We start from the raw sequence: 16,524 nt of genomic DNA, 5'->3' as shown, positions 1-16,524 counted from the left end.
CCCTGTCGAATTCCGGCCAGCGTGGTTTAACGGGGCGCCTAAGATCAAAAGCAGATCAAGATCAAGAGCGGCTCGCTTCGCATCGTGGTTACCGTTGAGCTAACAGAGTTATGTAGATACCTATGGCTATCGCAGGCAAGCCAGCTCCCACATTATTTCTGCGTACGCGTCAGGTCTCGCATGCGTTGCAGTACGGCATTCAAGCCATTGCTGCGCGACGGCGATAACTGGCGCGACAAGCCCAGTCGATTGAACCAGTCAGGCAGGTCGACCGCTTGCAGTTCACCAGCCGACAACCCATTGACCCGTGCCAGCAGCAACGCCACCAACCCGCGAATCATCCGTGCCTCGCTGCTCGCAGCAAACTGCCAATCGCCGTCCTGCAAGCGCCCCACCAGCCACACCAGGCTTTCGCAACCTTGCACCAGGTTAGCGTCGACCTTTTCGTCATCAGCCAGGGCGGGCAAGCGTTCACCCCATTGCATCAGCATCCGTGCGCGCTGCTCCCAACTGCCCACGGCCTGGAAGGCTTCCAGCGCGGCTTGTGCCTCCAGCGGCAAGCTCATCGCAGCATGTCCAGCGCCTGGTCCAGCGCTTCAAAAAAGCGTTCCAGGTCGTCGGAATCGTTGTAGAGCGCCAGGGAAACGCGGATTGCGCCTGACAGATGCATTGCCTTCAACAATGGCATCGCGCAGTGATGACCGGCACGCACAGCAATGCCTTGCTCGGTCAGCAGGTGGGCGAGGTCGGCGTTGTGCACGCCCTCCACCACAAAACTCACCAGCGCCACCTGCGGCGATCCCAGCACGCGCACGCCATTACGTGCCTTAAGCCCACGCAGCAGGTAGTCATGCAGGGCGGCTTCGTGGGCGATCACCGCCGAGGCATCCAGCGAGCTCAGGTAATCCAGGCTCGCGCCCAGGCCGATCACGCTGGCGATCGGTGGGGTGCCGGCTTCAAAGCCCAGCGGCGCGGGGCGAAAGCTGGCGCTGTGGTAGTCGGCCTGTTGCACCATCTCGCCGCCGAACTGCCAGTGGCGCAGGTGGTGCAGGGCCTCATTACGGCCATACAGCACGCCGACGCCGTCCGGGCCATAGAGTTTGTGGCTGGAGAACACGTAGAAGTCGCAGCCCAGGGCCTGTACGTCGTGGCGGCCATGGACGATGCCTTGGGCGCCGTCCACCACCGTGAGGGCGCCATGTGCCTGGGCCAGCGCCAGCAAGGCTTGCAGCGGCTGCCAGGCACCGAGCACGTTGGACAACTGGCTCACCGCCAGCAGGCGCGTGCGCGGGCCAATCAAGCGGGCTGCGGCGTCCAGGTCGATTACGCCTTCATCGTCCAGGGGTAATACCACCAGCGTGAGCGCGCGGCGTTTGGCCAATTGCTGCCAGGGCAACAGGTTGGCGTGGTGTTCCAGGGCGCTGATGGCAATCTCATCGCCCGCATTGAATAAGTGTTCCAGGCCATAGGCCAGGAGGTTCAGCGCAGACGTTGCGCCGTGGGTAAACACAACCTGCCCGCGGTCACCTGCGTTCAACCACTGCGCGACCTTGCTGCGGCTGTCTTCAAAGGCCTGGGTAGCATGGGCCCCGGGCAAATGCTGGGCACGGTGCACATTCGCTGCGCCATTGGCGTAGTAATGACTGATGGCATCCAGCAGGGCTTGGGGTTTTTGCGTGGTGGCGGCGCTGTCCAGATAGGTCTGGTCTTGCCGTTGCAGGGTGGCGATGGCCGGGAAGTCGGCGCGCCAGGGGGAGGGCACAAGCATGGTGATCAAGACTCGTATAAGCGCGCCGCCCCCGAGGGTGCGGCCCGCTAGTGGCATCGAGTGGCTGCTTAGTTGTGAGCGTGCAGCGCTTCGTTCAGTTCGATGGCCGATTTGTGGGTTTTGCACTCCACGGCACCGGTCTCGGAGTTACGACGGAACAGCAGGTCCGGCTGGCCAGCCAACTCGCGTGCCTTGACCACCTTGACCAGTTGGTTCTGCTCGTCCAGCAGGGCAACCTTGGTGCCGGCGGTGATGTAGAGGCCCGATTCCACGGTGTTGCGGTCGCCCAATGGGATACCGGTACCGGCGTTGGCGCCGATCAGGCAGCCTTCGCCCACCTTGATCACGATATTGCCGCCGCCCGACAGGGTGCCCATGGTGGAGCAACCGCCGCCCAGGTCCGAGCCCTTGCCGACGAATACGCCCGCCGATACGCGGCCTTCGATCATGCCCGGGCCTTCGGTGCCCGCGTTGAAGTTGACGAAGCCTTCGTGCATCACGGTGGTGCCTTCGCCCACGTACGCGCCCAGGCGGATACGTGCAGCGTCAGCGATACGCACGCCAGCCGGTACGACGTAGTCGGTCATTTTCGGGAACTTGTCCACCGAGAACACTTCCAGCAGGTCGCCACGCAGGCGCGCTTCCAGTTGGCGCTCGGCCAGTTCATTGATGTCGATGGCGCCCTGGCTGGTCCAGGCCACGTTCGGCAACTGCGGGAACACACCGGCCAGGCTCAGGCCGTGGGGCTTGACCAGACGATGGGACAGCAGGTGCAGCTTGAGGTAGGCCTCAGGCGTGGACGTCAGCGCTGCGTCTTCGGCCAGCAAGGTCGCGACCAGCGGCGTGTGGCTTTCAGCCAGACGGCTGAGCAGGGCTGCCTGGGCAGCATCGACGCCTTTGAGCGCGTCGGCCAGTTGCAGGGCCTGGCTCACGGTGAAGGTGATCGCCTGGTTGCCTTCGGTGTAACCGAGGATCGGTGCGATGGCGGCAACGATTTCAGCCGACGGGTAGAGCAAGGGTTGTGCGTAAAACACTTCCAGCCAAGCACCTTGGCGGTTCTGAGTGCCGACGCCGAAGCCCAGGCTGAACAGGGAATTGGACATGCTGTTACCTCTACAAAAATGGAAGGCTGGCCTACTTGAGGGCCGCCGAATAACTATCTGGCTTGAAGCCAATCAGGGTTCTGTCACCGAGATCGAGCACCGGGCGCTTGATCATCGAGGGTTGTGCGAGCATCAATTCAATGGCTTTCGACTGATCGAGATCGGCTTTGCGTTCGTCTTCGAGTTTGCGAAAGGTGGTGCCCGCACGGTTCAAAACCACCTGCCAACCGTGCTCATTGCACCATTGGGTCAAGTGTTCGCGGTCGATACCGGCCGTTTTGTAGTCATGGAACTCATAGCTCACCCCGTGCTCATCGAGCCAGGTGCGCGCCTTTTTCATGGTGTCGCAGGCTTTGATGCCGAAAAGGTGCAAGGTTTTGCTTGAAGCACTCAAGGAATTGCCCCCCTTTGGACGTATGAAAATGAAAGATCGCCGATTATGCCACGACCAGCGGGTTTCGGCGCCGCTCGTCAACAGCGTGCGACTTTTGTGCAAAAGCGCATTGCGCAGCATAGGCCAGTAACATAGCCAGGTAACATAGCCGGGTAATATGGCACTTCAACGGCCAGTTGTTGCCTTATGTGTCTTTGCAAGCCGATTGTCCGGGAAACCCGCGTTATGCAAACCGCCTACACCGTTCTTATCTTGCTGATGCTGGTCAGCTTTTCGCGCCTGATCGGGCGCATCATCCCACTGCCCTTGCCCCTGGTGCAGATCGCCGCCGGCGCCTTGCTGGCCTGGCCCACGTTGGGGCTGCATGTGGCGCTGGACCCTGAGCTGTTCCTGTTTCTGTTCCTGCCGCCACTGTTGTTTTCCGATGGTTGGCGCATGCCCAAGCGTGAGTTGTGGCACCTGCGTGGCCCGATCCTGACATTGGCGGTGGGGCTGGTGCTGTTCACCGTGGTGGGCGCCGGTTACTTCATTCATTGGTTGCTGCCCTCGATCCCCTTACCGGTGGCCTTTGCCCTGGCAGCGGTGCTCTCGCCGACGGACGCCGTGGCGGTGTCGGCCATTTCCCAGAACCGTTTGCCCAAGCCGCTGATGCACATGCTCCAGGGTGAGGCCTTGATGAATGACGCGTCGGGCCTGGTGACTTTCAAGTTCGCCCTGGCTGCGGCGTTGACCGGAGTCTTTTCCCTGGCGGATGCCAGCCTGACGTTTGTGTTGGTGGCGGTGGGCGGGCTGGCGATCGGCGTGGCGTTGAGCTGGTTGGTCGGCCGCCTGCGCGCCTGGATGATCGCGCGCGGTTGGGATGACCCGGCGACCCATGTGGTGTTCATGTTGTTGCTGCCCTTTGCTGCGTACGTACTGGCTGAACGCCTGGGCGCGTCCGGCATCCTCTCGGCGGTGGCAGCGGGCATGATGCAAAGCTGGCTCGACCTGCTGCCGCGCCAGACCAGCACGCGCCTGCTCAACCGCAGCGTGTGGTCGTTGGTGGAGTTTGCCTTTAACGGCCTGATCTTCCTGCTGCTCGGTCTGCAACTGCCTGACATCATCAAGGCCGTGGTCAGCCATGAAACCACGCTGTGGCCCACCTTGATGTATCGCTGCCTGGATGTGGTGGCGATCTTCCTGGTGCTGGTGGTATTGCGCTTTATCTGGGTGCAAAGCATCTGGCGGCTGTCGGGGTTGCTGCGCAGGCTACGTGGCAAAAACGCGCTGACCCTGGTGCCGACGGCCCGTTCCTGCTGGTTGTTGACCGTCGGCGGTGTACGCGGTGCGGTGACCCTGGCGGGCGTCATGTCGGTGCCCTTGCTGTTGGCGCCTGGCCAGGATTTCCCTGAGCGTGACCTGCTGATCTTTATCGCTGCCGGTGTGATCCTGTTATCACTGGTCGCTGCCTGTATCGCGCTGCCGCTGCTGTTACGCGGGGTCGAGAATAGCCCGGATGAAAAACGCCACAAAGAAGTGCGCGAAGCCTGGAAAAAGACCGCCGTGGCCGCGATTCATGCACTGGAGGCCGACGAGCCAGCCGAGGCCGAAACGCCGGACGCCGCCCAGGCGGCATTGGCTACCGAACTGAAGGCACGGCTGATGTCGGAATATCGCCATCAATTGGAAGTCTTCAACGATTCGGCTGAAGCTCAGGCGCTGGCGCAGCAAATGGACCTGCTTGAGCGCAAGCTGCGGCTCAAGGCTCTGCGCGCGCAACGGTTGGAGTTGTACAGCTTGAGCCGTCACCACCAGATTGGTGATGACGTATTGAGGGAGGTGCTGGCGGAACTGGATATGAGCGAGGCGAATTTGGGTCACATGAAGTGACCCGTAAGCCCTTAACGGCGACGCTGGATAAAGTCGCGAATCCGCTCAGCCGCTTCCACGCATTCGGCCAACGGCGCAACCAATGCCAGGCGCACACGCCCCGCACCTGGGTTAAAGCCGTCCACTTCCCGCGACAGGTAAGAGCCCGGCACCACCGTCACATGTTCTTCCACGAACAAATCGCGGCAGAAGGCGGCGTCATCGCCTTGTACATTCGGCCACAGGTAAAAGCCGCCGTCCGGGCTTTGCACGTCCAGCACCGGCTTGAGGATCGCCAGCACTGCGTCGAACTTCTCGCGGTACAGGTCACGGTTGGCCAGTACATGGGCCTCGTCCTGCCAGGCGGCGATGCTGGCCAACTGGGTTTGCACCGGCATCGCGCAGCCATGGTAGGTGCGGTACAGCAAAAAGGCCTTGAGGATCTCGGCGTCGCCGGCCACGAAGCCTGAACGCAGGCCTGGCAGGTTGGAGCGCTTGGACAGGCTGTGGAATACCACACAACGCTTGAAGTCCTGACGGCCCAGTTCGACGCAGGCGCTGAGCAGGCCCGGGGGTGGGGTTTGCTCGTCGAAGTACAGCTCGCTGTAGCATTCGTCGGCGGCGATGACGAAATCGTATTTATCGGCCAGGGCGATGAGTTTTTTCAGCGTGGCGACTGGAATCAGCGCACCGGTCGGGTTACCGGGGGAGCACAGGAACAGGATCTGGCAACGTTTCCAGATATCCGCAGAGACAGCATCGAAGTCTGGATTGAAGCCGTTGCTATCCAGGCACGGCAGGTAATGCGGCTTGGCCCCGGCCAGGAACGCGGCGCCTTCGTAGATCTGGTAGAACGGGTTGGGGCTCACTACCAGCGCATCGTCGCCACGGTTGACCACGGTCTGGGTGAAGGCAAACAGCGCCTCGCGCGTACCGTTGACCGGCAGGATGTTGCGCGCTGGGTCCAGCCAGCCCTTGGGCACGTTGAAGCGGCGTTCGCACCAGGCGCCGATGGCTTCACGCAGTGCCGGGATACCCAATGTGGTGGGGTACACCGCCATTTGATCGAGGTTATTGCTCAAGGCCTCGGCAACGAAGGCCGGTGACGTGTGCTTGGGCTCGCCGATGGACAGTGCGATCGGGCGTTTGTCCGGGTTCGGCGTCACGCTGCCGAGCAGGGCGCGCAGCTTCTCGAAGGGGTAGGGCTGCAACTGGTTAAGGGCGTTGTTCATATAAGCCTCTATCACGGTGAGCGCGGACCTATGGGAGCTGGCTTGGCTGCGATCTGCGGTCGATCGGACGGGCCGAGGTGTCTGCATCGCAGGCAAGCCAGCTCCCACATGACTCGTGTTCACAAAGTTAAGAATTCAAATAGTCAGTCTGGTCAGCTCGACACCGGGTTCCTGGGTCACGCTCAACTGCTCCACGATTGCCGCCTGTAAACGCAGGCACAGCTCCGGGTCGGACAGTGGCTGGTTGTCGGCATCGGTGATAAAGAACACGTCTTCCACCCGCTCGCCCAGGGTCGCAATCTTGGCATTTTGCAATGACAGGTCGAACTCCAGGAAAATCCCGCCGATACGCGCCAGCAGGCCTGGGCGATCCGGTGCGCTGAGCTCCAGCACCGTCACCGGTCGCTGTGCGTCGTTGGAAATGGTCACCTGAGGCGCAAAGGCAAAATGCTTGAGCTGGCGCGGCACCCGGCGCTGGATGATGGTGGGGTAGTCGTCGGGGTTGCGCAGGGCTTCGGTCAGGCCCTCGCGGATCTTTTTCACGCGCGCCGGGTTGTCGCCAATCGAGTCGCCGTCGGCGTCGAGCACGATGTAGGTGTCGAGGGTGAACTGGCTGCTGGAGGTGATGACCCGGGCGTCATGGATGTTCAGGTTGAGCTGGTCCATGGCCGCCACGGTCACGGCGAAGAAGTCGTGCTGGTCGGGCGCGTAGATGAAGATCTGCGTGCCGCCTTCGAATTCGCGCTGGGTGGTTTCCTTGATCAAGACCAACGGGCCGCCATCGGCGGGTTGCTGCAGGATTGCGTCACTGTGCCAGGCCACGTCGCCGGCGGTGTGGCGCAGGAAGTAATCATCACCCAGTTGCGACCAGAGTTGCTCGACGTCGTCCGGGTCGTTACCGCCGCGCACCAGGATATCCAGGGCTGCGCTTTGGGTGCGGCGGATCTGCTCTTCGCGGTCCACCGGGTTCTCCAGGCCACGGCGCAGGGCGCGCTTGGTCTCGGTGTACAGCTGGCGCAACAGGCTGGCGCGCCAGGAGTTCCACAGCGTGGGGTTAGTGGCGTTGATATCGGAGACGGTCAGCACATAGAGGTAGTCGAGACGGGTCTCATCGCCGACGATGCCGGCAAAGTCGTGAATCACCTGTGGGTCGGACAAGTCCTTGCGCTGGGCCGTGGTCGACATCACCAGGTGGTTCTGCACCAGCCAGACAATCAGGCGACTGTCCCACAACGGCAACTGGTGGCGCTGGCAGAAGGCTTCGGCATCCACCGCGCCGATCTCCGAGTGGTCGCCATGCCGGCCCTTGCCGATGTCGTGATACAAGCCGGCCAGGTAAATCAGCTCGGGCTTGGGCAGCTTGGCCATCAGCTTACTGGCCAGCGGGAATTTCTCTGACACCTGGGTGTACTGCAGCTTACGCAGGTGCTTGATCAGGTTCAGGGTGTGGGCATCGACGGTATAGATATGGAACAGGTCGTGCTGCATCTGCCCGACGATAAAGCCGAACTCCGGCAGGTAGCGCCCGAGAATGCCGTAGCGGTTCATGCGCCGCAGGTTGCGATGGATGCCGATGCGGCACTTGAACAGTTCGATAAACAGGCTGGTATTGCGAATGTCGTTGCGAAAATCGTCGTCGATCAGGTGACGGTTTTCCCGCAGCAAGCGGATGGTATCGGCGCGCACGCCTTTGATCTCCGGCTGCTGGGCCATCAACACGAAGATTTCCAGCATGGCGAACGGCGTGCGGCGGAACACGTTGTCGTTGCGTGCTTCGATATATCCGTCGTGCAACTGGAAACGCGCATTGATCGGCTGCGGCGGCGCTTCGTCCTCGGGGGCCAGGATCACTTCTTCGAAGTGCTGGATGATCAAGTCGCTGAGCTGGGCAATGCTCATGACCACCCGGTAGTACTGCTGCATGAAGCTTTCGATGCTGGTCTTCGCATCTTCGCCTTCAAAGCCCAGAAGGGTAGCGATAGAGCGCTGGTGATCGAAGAGCAGGCGGTCTTCGGAACGACCGGCCAGCATGTGCAGGGCGTAGCGCACCTTCCACAGGAATTCCTGGGACGAGGCCAGCAGGGAATTTTCGCTCTCCACCAGAAAGCCTTCGCCGGCCAGGGCGCGCAGGTTCAGCGTGCCGTATTGGCGGCGCGCCACCCACAAAATTGTCTGGATATCCCGCAGCCCACCGGGTGAGCCTTTGACGTTGGGTTCCAGGTTGTATTCGGTGTCGTTGTACTTGTGGTGCCGGGCTTTTTGCTCGGCGCGCTTGGCCAGGAAAAAGTCTTTGCTTGGCCACATGTGTGCGGTGCTGGTGACTTCGAGCATGCGCTGGCGCAGGCGCTCGGGGCCGCAGATGGTGCGGCTTTCCATCAGGTTGGTGACCACCGTCAGGTCGGCACGGGCCTCTTCGGCGCATTCGTCCACCGAGCGTACGCTCTGGCCGACTTCCAGGCCGATGTCCCACAGCAACGTCAGAAAGCGCTCGATGGAATCGCGAAAGATCTCATGATCGGCCTGGTCCAGCAGGATCAGCAGGTCGATGTCGGAGTAGGGATGCAGTTCGCCGCGACCGTAGCCGCCGACCGCCACCAGGGCGATATCGGCGTCGAAACTCCAATTGAACTGCTCCCAGGCCTTTTGCAGGATGTTATCGACGAACCAGGCGCGGTCTTCGATCAGGCGGCGAATATCCCGGCCGCTGCGAAAGCGCGCATCGAGCACCTCGCGGGCTTGGCGGATGGCCTTCTTGAAGGCGGCGATGGGGCTTGCCTTCAGTGCCAGCTCGGCCTGGAATTGGCCACGGTCGAAGAGTTCGGGATCCACCTGGGGCATCGTTCGGCTTTCCTTTCTATCTATCAGTCAGTCACAACACGCTGCGGGAAAACCTGGGCGACCTTCAGGCCGAAACGCGTGGGATGGTGTCGTCAGCGCGCAGGGTGAAGATCTCATAGCCAGTGTCGGTGACCAGCAGGGTGTGCTCCCACTGGGCAGAGAGTTTGCGGTCCTTGGTGATGGCGGTCCAGCCGTCGCCCAGCACCTTGGTGTCGGCCTTGCCCTGGTTAATCATCGGTTCAATGGTGAAGGTCATGCCAGCCTTGAGTTCCATGCCGGTGCCGGCGCGGCCGTAATGCAGAATCTGCGGCTCTTCGTGGAACACCTTGCCGATACCGTGGCCGCAGAACTCGCGCACCACCGAGAAGCCGTTCTTTTCCGCGTGCTTCTGGATCACTTCACCGATGTCACCCAGGCGGCAGCCGGGCTTGACGATCTCGATGGCCTTGTACATGCATTCCTGGGTGACCTGGGACAGACGCTCGGCCCACACCGGCACATTACCGACGTGGAACATGCGGCTGGTGTCGCCGTGGTAACCATCCTTGATCACCGTGACGTCGATGTTCAGGGTGTCGCCGTCTTTCAGTGGCTTGTCACCGGGAATGCCGTGGCAGACCACGTGGTTGATCGAGGTGCAGATCGACTTGGGGAAGCCTTTGTAATTCAGCGGGGCAGGGATGGCTTTTTGCACGTCGACTATATAGTCGTGGCAAATGCGGTCCAGCGCTTCGGTGGTGACGCCGGGCTTGACGTGTTCGGCGATCATTTCCAGCACGTCGGCAGCCAGTTTGCCGGCAACGCGCATGCCTGCGATGTCTTCGGCGGTTTTCAAGGTAACGGTCATACAGGCTCTCTCTAGCGCGACGCGCTGAAATCAATACGGTTCACGGGGAGCGCGACAAAGGGGTACAGCATTCGCGCAAGTCCCAAAAAACGCGATTCTAACAGACGATGCTGGCAAATCATGCGCGTCTGGTGATCGCTTCTCTCTATGAGGTAGAGGCATGTTGGCTGTATTCAAGGGCTTACGCAAAGACGACGACCGGCAAGTGTGATTGCGGGTTTCGTTTTTGCCGATGCTGTGGTATAAAATGCGCCGCTTTCCGGGGATACCCCGCAAAGCTTAAATCCACACACGTGTCGACACGATGACCTGGGTGCCGGAGGCCTTGATGCCGCTGGTTGGTCATTGGGATACGTGGAGGCCAAACCCGACTTATTAAGGAACTATCATGTCCCAAGTCAACATGCGCGATATGCTGAAGGCCGGTGTGCACTTCGGTCACCAGACCCGTTACTGGAACCCGAAAATGGGTAAGTACATTTTCGGCGCGCGTAACAAGATTCACATTATCAACCTTGAAAAAACCCTGCCAATGTTCAACGAAGCGCTGACTTTCGTAGAGCGTCTGGCCCAGGGCAAAAACAAGATCCTGTTCGTCGGCACCAAGCGTTCCGCTGGCAAGATCGTTGCTGAAGAAGCAGCACGTTGCGGTTCGCCGTACGTCGATCACCGCTGGTTGGGCGGCATGCTGACCAACTTCAAAACCATCCGTGCTTCCATCAAGCGTCTGCGTGACCTTGAAGTGCAAGCCGAAGACGGTACTTTCGCCAAGCTGACCAAGAAAGAAGCGCTGATGCGCTCCCGTGACCTGGAAAAGCTCGATCGTTCCCTGGGTGGTATCAAGGACATGGGCGGTCTGCCTGACGCACTGTTCGTTATCGACGTTGATCACGAGCGCATCGCGATCACCGAAGCCAACAAGCTGGGCATCCCGGTTATCGGCGTAGTCGATACCAACAGCAGCCCGGAAGGCGTTGACTACATCATCCCAGGCAACGATGACGCAATCCGCGCTATCCAGCTGTACATGGGTTCGATGGCTGACGCTGTAATCCGTGGTCGCAACCACGTTGCTGGTGGTACCGAGCAGTTCGTTGAAGAAGCTCCGGTAGCTGCCGCTGAGTAATTGACGCCCTGGCGTTGACTCAGTAAGCAAAAAGGGGGCTTGGCCCCCTTTTTGCCACCTCGAAAACCATTTGTCGGCAGCGCAGCTACATTATTTGTAACGTGCAGCGGCCTACAACGGAGATTCGGGAAGAATTGATCGCCCGTTTGATCGGGTGGAATGGTTGAAAACCTATCCAAGAGGATTTTGAAATGGCAGAGATTACTGCAGCGTTGGTTAAAGAACTGCGTGAGCGTACCGGCGAAGGCATGATGGATTGCAAAAAGGCCTTGACCAAGGCCGGCGGCGACATCGAAAAAGCCATTGATGACATGCGTGCTTCCGGCGCCATCAAGGCTGCCAAGAAAGCAGGCAACGTGGCTGCTGAAGGCGCTATCGCTCTGAAAGAAGACGGCAAATCTGCCGTTCTGCTGGAAGTGAACTCCCAGACCGACTTCCTGGCTCTGCAGGATGACTTCAAGGCATTCGTTGCTTCCAGCGTCGAAAAAGCTTTCGCTGACAAGCTGACCACTGTTGAGCCTCTGATCGAAGCTCAAGAAGCAGCTCGCCTGGTACTGGTCGGCAAGGTTGGCGAAAACGTCAACATCCGTCGCCTGGTTCGCGTTGAAGGTGATGTAGTTGGTGGCTACCTGCACGGCAACAAAATCGGTGTTGCAGTTGTTCTGAAAGGCGGCGACGTTGAGCTGGCCAAAGACATCGCGATGCACGTTGCTGCAAGCAACCCTGAGTTCCTGCTGCCTTCGGAAGTTTCGGCCGAAGCGATCGAGCGTGAAAAAGCTGTGTTCCTGCAGCTGAACGAAGAAAAAATCAAAGGCAAGCCAGAAAATATTGTTGAGAACATGGTCAAAGGCCGTATCAGCAAGTTCCTGGCCGAAGCAAGCCTGGTTGAGCAGGCGTTCGTCAAGAACCCGGAGATCAAGGTTGGCGAACTGGCCAAGAAAGCCGGTGCTGAAATCGTTTCCTTCACTTACTTCAAAGTAGGCGAAGGCATCGAGAAGCCGGTCGACAACTTCGCTGAAGAAGTTGCTGCCCAGCTGGCTGCCGCCAAGCAATAAGACAGTTCCAAACTGTCGCCGAAAGAGGCTGCCCGCTCACGCGCGCAGCCTCTTTTCAAATGGGAAGGCCAATTTTATTTGGTTTCCTCTCGGAACTGGCTTACAAAGCCGTGTTCCGATGGCGCTGTGACAGCGTCCAGCTAGAGTGAACGCAAGCCGTAAACGGCTCGCCAAGAATTTTTAAAAAATACGCCGCAGGAGAGATTCGCAATGGCTCAGCAGGGCAGTGGTTATCAGGCTCGCTATAAACGCATTCTACTCAAGCTCAGCGGCGAGGCCCTGATGGGCTCGGAAGAGTTCGGGATCGACCCCAAGGTGCTTGACCGCATGGCGCTGGAAGTTGGCCAGTTGGTCGGTATCGGCGTGCAGGTCGGCCTGGTGATTGGTGGTGGCAACCTGTTCCGCGGTGCGGCACTGAGTGCGGCCGGTATGGACCGGGTTACGGGCGACCACATGGGCATGCTGGCCACTGTGATGAACGCCCTCGCCATGCGCGACGCCCTGGAGCGCGCCAACATCTCGGCCATCGTGATGTCGGCAATTTCCATGGTTGGCGTGACCGATCACTATGATCGCCGCAAAGCCATGCGCCACCTGAACTCCAAGGAAGTGGTGATCTTTGCTGCTGGCACAGGTAACCCGTTCTTCACTACCGACTCGGCCGCATGCCTGCGTGCTATCGAAATCGATGCCGACGTGGTGTTGAAGGCGACCAAGGTGGATGGCGTATACACTGCAGACCCATTCAAAGACCCGCATGCCGAGAAGTTCGATCATCTGACCTACGATGAAGTACTGGATCGCAAGCTGGGTGTCATGGACCTGACCGCTATCTGCCTGTGCCGCGACCACAAGATGCCGCTGCGCGTATTTAACATGAACAAGCCCGGCGCCCTGCTGAATATCGTACACGGCGGCGCAGAAGGGACTCTGATCGAGGAAGGCCAACAATGATCAACGAAATCAAGAAAGACGCCCAGGCGCGTATGCAGAAATCCCTGGAATCCTTGAGCCACGCCTTTGGCCAGATCCGTACTGGCAAGGCGCACCCAAGCATCCTGGGCAGCGTGATGGTGCCTTACTACGGTTCCGACACCCCGCTGAGCGGTGTGGCCAACGTGACCGTGAAGGATTCGCGTACCCTGCAAGTTGTTGCCTTCGAGCGCAACATGCTCGCCGCCGTCGACAAGGCTATCCAGAGTGCCGGCCTGAACCTCAACCCGACCAACCTGGGCGAGTTGCTGCTGATCTCCATGCCAGCCCTGACCGAAGAAACCCGCAAGGGCTTCACCAAGCAGGCGCGCAGTGCTGCTGAGGATGCGCGCGTTGCCGTGCGTAACATCCGCCGCGATGCGCTGGGCGACCTGAAGAAGCTGGTCAAGGACAAGGAAATCAGCGAAGACGAAGAACGCCGCGCCGTCGCTGATATCGACAAGCTGACCAAGGACGCCGAAGCCCAGATCACCAAGGCGACCGAAGAAAAAGAAAAGGACCTGATGGCCGTATAAGGGGTCAGGACGCCTTCATGGAAAAGACCAAGCAGACTGTGCCCTCCGTGGTGCCGCGCCATGTCGCGATCATCATGGATGGGAATAATCGCTGGGCGAAAAAACGCTTTATGCCGGGTGTTGCCGGGCATAAAGCGGGTGTTGACGCGGTAAGGGCGGTGATTGAGGTGTGCGCCGAGGCCAAGGTCGAAGTATTGACCTTGTTCGCGTTCTCAAGTGAGAACTGGCAGCGACCCGCCGATGAAGTCAGTGCCTTGATGGACCTGTTCTTCAAGGCTCTGCGTCGTGAGGCCAAGCGCCTCAACGACAACAACATCAGTCTGCGTATCATCGGTGATCGCTCGCGGTTCCATCCGGAGCTGCAAGCTGCCATGCGCGAAGCCGAGGCCATCACTGCCGGTAGTAACCGTTTTGTGTTGCAGATCGCAGCCAACTACGGTGGCCAGTGGGATATTGCCCAGGCTGCGCAGCGGCTGGCTCGCGAAGTGCAGGCCGGCCATCTGCGCCCGGACGACATCACGCCCCAACTGTTGCAAACCTGTCTGGTGACCGGCGACCTGCCGTTGCCGGACTTGTGCATTCGCACCGGTGGCGAGCATCGCATCAGCAATTTCCTGCTGTGGCAGCTGGCCTACACCGAGCTGTACTTCTCCGACCTGTTCTGGCCGGACTTCAAACACGATGCCATGCGTAATGCACTGGCTGATTTCGCTTCCCGTCAGCGTCGCTTCGGTAAAACGAGCGAGCAGATCGAAGCTGGAGCCCGGGTTTAAATGCTTAAACAACGAATCATCACGGCGCTGATCCTGCTGCCGATTGCCTTGTGCGGTTTTTTCCTGCTCGACGGTTCCGGCTTTGCGCTGTTCATCGGCCTGGTTGTGACCCTTGGTGCGTGGGAGTGGGCGCGCCTGGCAGGCTTCGTCAACCAGTTGCCGCGTGTGGCCTATGCCGCCTTGGTCGCGCTGTTGTTGTTCTTCATGTACATCCTGCCGGACATCGCGCCCTGGGTGCTGGGGGCTGCAGTGTTGTGGTGGGCGTTGGCGACTTTCCTGGTGCTCACCTATCCGCGCACCAGTAGCCAGTGGTCCAGCGTGGCCTGCAAGCTGGTGATTGGCCTGGCGATCCTCTTGCCGGCCTGGCAAGGGCTGGTGGAGATCAAGCGTTACCCGCTGGGCAACGAATTGATCCTGGCTGTGATGGTGTTGGTATGGGGCGCCGACATTGGTGCCTACTTCTCGGGGAGAGCCTTTGGCAAACGCAAGCTGGCCCCGGCCGTAAGTCCTGGCAAGAGCTGGGAAGGCGTATACGGCGGCCTGGCCTTGACGCTGCTGATCACCCTGGTGGTCGGTGTGGTGCGTGACTGGTCGGTAAAGGAAGTGCTCCTGGCCTTGCTGGGGACGGCTATTGTCGTCTTCGTCTCGGTGGTGGGCGACCTTACCGAGAGCATGTTCAAACGCCAGGCGGGCATCAAGGACAGCAGTAACCTGCTGCCAGGCCATGGCGGTGTGCTTGACCGTATCGACAGCCTCACAGCTGCGCTGCCTATTTTTGCCGTGCTGTTGTGGATGATCGCTTCGTGAGCCGCCTGCAGCAGGTTACGGTGCTGGGCGCGACCGGCTCGGTCGGGCTCAGTACCCTTGATGTCATTGCGCGTCACCCCGATCGCTATCAGGTTTTCGCCCTGACCGGCTTCACGCGTTTGCGCGAGTTGCTGGCCTTGTGCGTGCGTCACTCGCCGCGCTTTGCCGTGGTGCCGGAAGCTGCTGCGGCTCGCAGTCTGCAGGATGATCTGCGGGCTGCCGGGCTGGCCACTCAGGTATTGGTTGGCGAGGCAGGCTTATGCCAGGTCTCGGCCGATGCGGACGTGGATACCGTAGTGGCGGCGATTGTCGGTGCGGCAGGTTTGCGTCCGACCTTGGCGGCAGTCGATGCTGGCAAGAAAATCCTGCTGGCCAACAAAGAAGCCTTGGTCATGTCCGGCGCACTCTTTATGCAAGCGGTGCGTAAGAGCGGAGCGGTGCTGCTGCCTCTGGACAGCGAGCACAACGCCATCTTCCAGTGCATGCCCGGTGATTTTGCCCGCGGCTTGAGCCAGGTCGGCGTGCGCCGGATTCTGCTGACGGCATCGGGTGGGCCATTCCGCCAGACTCCGTCGGTCGAGCTGGACCATGTGTCTCCCGATCAGGCATGCGCCCACCCGAACTGGTCCATGGGGCGCAAAATCTCCGTGGATTCGGCGAGCATGATGAACAAGGGCCTGGAGTTGATCGAGGCATGCTGGCTGTTCGATGCGCGGCCTGACCAGGTTGAGGTGGTCATTCACCCGCAAAGTGTGATCCATTCCCTGGTCGATTACGTGGATGGTTCGGTGTTGGCGCAATTGGGTAACCCGGACATGCGCACACCGATCGCCAACGCCTTGGCGTGGCCTGAGCGGATTGATTCCGGCGTAGCGCCGTTGGACTTGTTTGCAATCGCGCGCCTGGACTTCGAAGCCCCGGACGAGCAGCGTTTCCCTTGTTTGCGCCTGGCGCGGCAAGCGGCCGAGGCGGGTAACAGTGCCCCGGCGATGCTTAACGCGGCCAACGAAGTGGCCGTGGCGGCGTTTCTTGAGCGGCGCATCCGCTTTCCGCAGATCGCGAGTATCATCGAGGACGTCCTGGCGCTTGAGCCGGTAGTGGCAGTGAATGATCTGGAGGAGGTGTTCGAGGCCGACACCAAGGCCCGAGCCCTGGCCGGGCAATGGTTGGATCGCAATGCGGGTTAGGCCGCGGGCAGGTTTGAGTCTTCAGGCATTGGATTGAA

15 protein-coding genes are annotated in these 16,524 nt (G+C 60.2%); 8 read left to right on the top strand and 7 right to left on the bottom strand.

What is annotated here, in order from left to right; translation table 11 throughout:
• Positions 1 to 152 precede the first annotated feature (152 nt).
• From GIV35_RS14780 to GIV35_RS14765, 4 genes are all read right to left on the bottom strand, one after another.
• Positions 153 to 566, bottom strand: a complete 414-nt coding sequence (locus GIV35_RS14780) for a SufE family protein (protein ID WP_236264604.1) — start codon at positions 564 to 566, stop codon at positions 153 to 155.
• A complete protein-coding gene (locus GIV35_RS14775; RefSeq protein WP_236264605.1) occupies positions 563 to 1,768 on the bottom strand; it encodes an aminotransferase class V-fold PLP-dependent enzyme in 1,206 nt (401 codons plus the stop codon). Before GIV35_RS14775 ends, GIV35_RS14780 begins: the two co-directional genes overlap by 4 nt.
• A gap of 68 nt (positions 1,769 to 1,836) precedes the next feature.
• Positions 1,837 to 2,871, bottom strand: coding sequence for a 2,3,4,5-tetrahydropyridine-2,6-dicarboxylate N-succinyltransferase (gene dapD / locus GIV35_RS14770; RefSeq protein WP_236264606.1), 1,035 nt, complete (start codon positions 2,869 to 2,871; stop codon positions 1,837 to 1,839).
• A gap of 31 nt (positions 2,872 to 2,902) precedes the next feature.
• Complete coding sequence (locus GIV35_RS14765; protein WP_229999207.1) at positions 2,903 to 3,211, bottom strand: arsenate reductase; 309 nt, start codon at positions 3,209 to 3,211, stop codon at positions 2,903 to 2,905.
• A 279-nt stretch (positions 3,212 to 3,490) separates the two neighbouring features.
• Here GIV35_RS14765 and GIV35_RS14760 point away from each other — a divergent pair, with 279 nt between their 5' ends.
• Positions 3,491 to 5,134, top strand: coding sequence for a Na+/H+ antiporter (locus GIV35_RS14760; protein ID WP_197900958.1), 1,644 nt, complete (start codon positions 3,491 to 3,493; stop codon positions 5,132 to 5,134).
• An 11-nt stretch (positions 5,135 to 5,145) separates the two neighbouring features.
• On the opposite strand, the gene dapC is transcribed toward GIV35_RS14760, so the two are convergent.
• The 3 genes from dapC to map all read right to left on the bottom strand — a co-directional run bounded on the left by dapC (position 5,146) and on the right by map (position 10,030).
• Entirely contained in the window at positions 5,146 to 6,345 is a 1,200-nt protein-coding gene (gene dapC / locus GIV35_RS14755; protein WP_034126829.1) for a succinyldiaminopimelate transaminase, read from the bottom strand.
• A 135-nt stretch (positions 6,346 to 6,480) separates the two neighbouring features.
• Entirely contained in the window at positions 6,481 to 9,183 is a 2,703-nt protein-coding gene (locus tag GIV35_RS14750; protein WP_034126830.1) for a [protein-PII] uridylyltransferase, read from the bottom strand.
• A 64-nt stretch (positions 9,184 to 9,247) separates the two neighbouring features.
• Positions 9,248 to 10,030 carry a type I methionyl aminopeptidase gene (gene map / locus GIV35_RS14745; RefSeq protein ID WP_003189156.1) on the bottom strand — a complete coding sequence of 261 codons (783 nt, stop codon included), beginning with the start codon at positions 10,028 to 10,030 and terminating at the stop codon, positions 9,248 to 9,250.
• 388 nt (positions 10,031 to 10,418) lie between these two features.
• On the opposite strand from map, the gene rpsB reads away from it, so the two are divergent.
• From rpsB to ispC, 7 genes are all read left to right on the top strand, one after another.
• Positions 10,419 to 11,156, top strand: coding sequence for a 30S ribosomal protein S2 (rpsB, locus tag GIV35_RS14740; protein ID WP_003189158.1), 738 nt, complete (start codon positions 10,419 to 10,421; stop codon positions 11,154 to 11,156).
• Positions 11,157 to 11,347: 191 nt separating this feature from the next.
• Complete coding sequence (gene tsf / locus GIV35_RS14735) at positions 11,348 to 12,211, top strand: translation elongation factor Ts (RefSeq protein ID WP_054899096.1); 864 nt, start codon at positions 11,348 to 11,350, stop codon at positions 12,209 to 12,211.
• Positions 12,212 to 12,421: 210 nt separating this feature from the next.
• A complete protein-coding gene (pyrH, locus tag GIV35_RS14730; protein WP_003189161.1) occupies positions 12,422 to 13,165 on the top strand; it encodes a UMP kinase in 744 nt (247 codons plus the stop codon).
• Positions 13,162 to 13,719 carry a ribosome recycling factor gene (gene frr, locus GIV35_RS14725; protein WP_003189163.1) on the top strand — a complete coding sequence of 186 codons (558 nt, stop codon included), beginning with the start codon at positions 13,162 to 13,164 and terminating at the stop codon, positions 13,717 to 13,719. The genes pyrH and frr overlap by 4 nt, the downstream gene beginning before the upstream one ends.
• Before the next feature lie 17 nt (positions 13,720 to 13,736).
• Entirely contained in the window at positions 13,737 to 14,492 is a 756-nt protein-coding gene (gene uppS / locus GIV35_RS14720; RefSeq protein ID WP_105226017.1) for a polyprenyl diphosphate synthase, read from the top strand.
• A complete protein-coding gene (locus GIV35_RS14715; protein WP_223024432.1) occupies positions 14,493 to 15,299 on the top strand; it encodes a phosphatidate cytidylyltransferase in 807 nt (268 codons plus the stop codon).
• Positions 15,296 to 16,486, top strand: a complete 1,191-nt coding sequence (gene ispC / locus GIV35_RS14710; RefSeq protein WP_223024430.1) for a 1-deoxy-D-xylulose-5-phosphate reductoisomerase — start codon at positions 15,296 to 15,298, stop codon at positions 16,484 to 16,486. The genes GIV35_RS14715 and ispC overlap by 4 nt, the downstream gene beginning before the upstream one ends.
• Positions 16,487 to 16,524 lie beyond the last annotated feature (38 nt).

The organism is Pseudomonas sp. PA-1-6B (assembly GCF_021609545.1).
In the GTDB taxonomy this organism is placed as follows: domain Bacteria; phylum Pseudomonadota; class Gammaproteobacteria; order Pseudomonadales; family Pseudomonadaceae; genus Aquipseudomonas; species Aquipseudomonas fluorescens_BV.
Note: the sequence above shows the minus strand (reverse complement) of the source record. Positions and strands in the feature narration are given on the sequence as shown.